The sequence below is a fragment of the Pseudomonadota bacterium genome, assembly GCA_034660915.1.
Classification (GTDB): domain Bacteria; phylum Desulfobacterota; class Anaeroferrophillalia; order Anaeroferrophillales; family Anaeroferrophillaceae; genus DQWO01.
Genome location: JAYEKE010000151.1, coordinates 1 through 2,628 on the forward strand (window position 1 = coordinate 1; position 2,628 = coordinate 2,628).

Below are 2,628 nucleotides of genomic sequence, written 5' to 3' on the forward strand. Positions count from 1 at the left end.
AACTGCCAAGAAAAAGCAGCCGCCGCACCCCCGCCACCCAGGCCTGGTGAATCACGTTGGCTTCAATAATCAGGTTGTCGTAGATGAATTCCGCCGGGTATTCGTTGTTGGCATGAATCCCACCCACTTTGGCCGCCGCCAGGAAGACATATTCCGGCTGCTCGGCGGCAAAAAAAACCGCCGTCGCCTGCTGATCGGTAAGATCAAGCTCGGCGCTGGTTTTCAACAAAAGATTATCATAGCCATCTTTTCGCAGCCGGCGGACGATAGCCGAACCCACCATGCCCCGGTGGCCGGCAACATAGATTTTAGCATTCTTTTCCATAATTGATTACTCGAAGTTGTTATAGGTTTTAAAGCCCGCCTCCTAATAACGTTTGCCATCCTACGCTTTTCGTAGTATATTATTTGTATGATTCGATCATGGGCCAACAGCCGCTCTCAACGCTTTTATACAGAGGGGAAGTCCAAATTTCGAGGCATGGACACGGACGCGGCCGAGGACCTACTGGCTGCTCTTGATGCCGCAGAATCCATCAAGGACCTAAGTCCCCTAAAAAGCCTCGGCCTGCACAAGCTGTCCGGGGATAGGGCAGGTCAATGGGCAATGACGGTAAACGGGCCATGGCGTATCTGTTTCCGCTTTAAAGACGGTGATGCATTCGATGTTGAAGTTATAGATTACCATCGGGGGTGAAATTATGAAACCAGTACATCCGGGTCGCATACTTAAACGTGAACTTTCAGCGCGCAGGCTTTCGGCCAACCGGCTGGCAATTTCACTGTGTGTTCCTTCAGGACGTATTACACAAATCCTCAATGGGAAAAGAGGGATTAGCGCTGAAACAGCACTGCGGCTCGCGCGTTATTTTGGAAACAGCGGTCAATTTTGGATGAATCTTCAAGCTAGATATGAATTGGCGCTTACCGAACGTGAGATAGGTTCCAAAATCAATTTTGAAGTTGAACAGATCGCTTGATCTCTCAGCCTTTCTCCCTGCCCGCCCTCCGATCTCCGACCTCTGATCTCCGACAGCCGTAATGCATGAAGAAGCGGACTTGCTCTTCGTGGGGATCTTGGTAAAGATGATCGACCCGGGCGGTATTGAAAGAAGACGCCCGGCGTTTGATGCCGTGGACTTCGTAGCCTTTGTCCAGGAGAAATTCGGCCAGGTAAGCACCATCCTGGCCGGTAATGCCGGTGATTAATGCTTTTTTCATAGGATTTTATCTTCCTCTATTAAAAAATCATGGTATTTTCCACTTATCACTGCAGTTTTAAATACTGTTTGCAAAGTAATAAATAAATCTTGAAAAGAAAAGTGGATCAAGCAAGGCGAAAAGGGTCAAACACGCATCAAGCAGGCAAATAGCACTTTACTACCGGCCCAGAACTTTCTCATATACGGCTATCGTTTGCTGTGTAATCTTATCCCAGTTGTATTTTTCAACGACCATAGACCGGTAATTGATCTGCTTAAAACTGCTGCCGTCGTCACTTAGAGCAATTTCAAGCCGACTTTGCAGATGTGCGACATCACCACACCTGAAATAACAACTTTCCGGTAACTGAACCTCTTTATGGGCAGGAATGTCAGAAACCAATGGCGGAATGTTGTAACTCATCGCCTCCAGTAGCGCAATGGGAAGCCCTTCGTGATATGACGGCAGGACAAATTGTCTGGCATGCGAAAAAACCTGATTAAGATATTCACCGGTAATGTAGCCGGTCAGAATAATGCGGCTGTCTGTAGCCGCCTTCTCTTTTAATTCCCGGCTGTACTTTGTTTCATGGTCAGCATCTCCGGCGATTACCAGTTGTTGCTCTCCTGAAATTTTTGTAAATGCGTCAATAAGGTCATGTAAACCTTTTTCAGGAACCAGGCGGGCGACATTCAGAATATATTTATCCGGTATAATGCCGCACTGTTCTAAAATGTCGGTTTTTGTAGTTTTTTCCGGCAGAGTAACGCCATTATAAATAAGCTTGACCTCCCGGTTACATCTTTGTTTGACAATGTTTCCAATAACATTAGAAATTACAATAACTTCGTTGGCGTATTTACCTCCCCAATATTCTCCTAATCGCAAGATCTGCCTGGCGAAAGCACCCCATTTCCCACGATTATAATCAGGGCCATGATTAGTCATGACAACTTTCATCCCCAGCAGGCGCATTAAAGGAACCAGCAGACTGGGTCCGATGGCATGGACATGAATCAGGTCAGGTTTGGAAACCTTGGCAATAATAACGGCAAGGAATGTGTGGACTAAAGCTTCAAGACTTTTTTTGCGGGGAGCAAATATATGTTTAAGCGATATCCCTTCCCAGCTTTTTCTCTTTTCCTGTACATATGGAACCCTGGTTGTAACTGTAACCTCATGGCCTGCCGCCACAATCCGGGGATAGAGCTCCTGGCAATGGGTTTCCACCCCTCCGGGAATATCCGGTATGCCCCTGGTCCCAATAACAAAAATTTTCATTAATCGCCTATGGTGCAAATGTGACAACGGCTAAATGGGAGATAACGGCGTGCCCCCGTTGCCAAATAAAGATTGTAGTTTATTCTTTATAACCCATTTTAAGGGGATGGCAATACGCTTTTTCATGGCCGGTGAGGCGGAGCC

4 protein-coding genes and 1 pseudogene are annotated in these 2,628 nt (G+C 46.8%); 2 read left to right on the forward strand and 3 right to left on the reverse strand.

Annotation, left to right across the window (positions count from 1 at the left end):
* The coding region (locus U9P07_08965) for an NAD-dependent epimerase/dehydratase family protein (GenBank protein ID MEA2109534.1) at positions 1-325 on the reverse strand (325 nt) is incomplete at its 3' end.
* A gap of 87 nt (positions 326-412) precedes the next feature.
* Here U9P07_08965 and U9P07_08970 point away from each other — a divergent pair.
* Complete coding sequence (locus U9P07_08970; protein ID MEA2109535.1) at positions 413-697, forward strand: type II toxin-antitoxin system RelE/ParE family toxin; 285 nt, start codon at positions 413-415, stop codon at positions 695-697.
* 4 nt (positions 698-701) lie between these two features.
* Entirely contained in the window at positions 702-980 is a 279-nt protein-coding gene (locus tag U9P07_08975) for a HigA family addiction module antitoxin (GenBank protein ID MEA2109536.1), read from the forward strand.
* Positions 981-1,035: 55 nt separating this feature from the next.
* Here the strand turns inward: U9P07_08975 and U9P07_08980 are convergent.
* Together U9P07_08980 and U9P07_08985 are read right to left on the reverse strand one after the other, a co-directional pair.
* A pseudogene (locus U9P07_08980) lies at positions 1,036-1,221 on the reverse strand (GDP-mannose 4,6-dehydratase).
* 159 nt (positions 1,222-1,380) lie between these two features.
* Positions 1,381-2,484: a glycosyltransferase family 4 protein gene (locus tag U9P07_08985; protein MEA2109537.1), complete on the reverse strand. Its 1,104-nt coding sequence runs from the start codon at positions 2,482-2,484 to the stop codon at positions 1,381-1,383.
* Positions 2,485-2,628 lie beyond the last annotated feature (144 nt).

Excerpts from the sequence above, each read along its gene's own strand:
- U9P07_08985 (MEA2109537.1), bottom strand. The coding sequence starts at position 2,484 with ATGAAAATTTTTGTTATTGGGACCAGGGGCATACCGGATATTCCCGGA.
- U9P07_08975 (MEA2109536.1), top strand. The coding sequence starts at position 702 with ATGAAACCAGTACATCCGGGTCGCATACTTAAACGTGAACTTTCAGCG.
- U9P07_08970 (MEA2109535.1), top strand. The coding sequence starts at position 413 with ATGATTCGATCATGGGCCAACAGCCGCTCTCAACGCTTTTATACAGAG.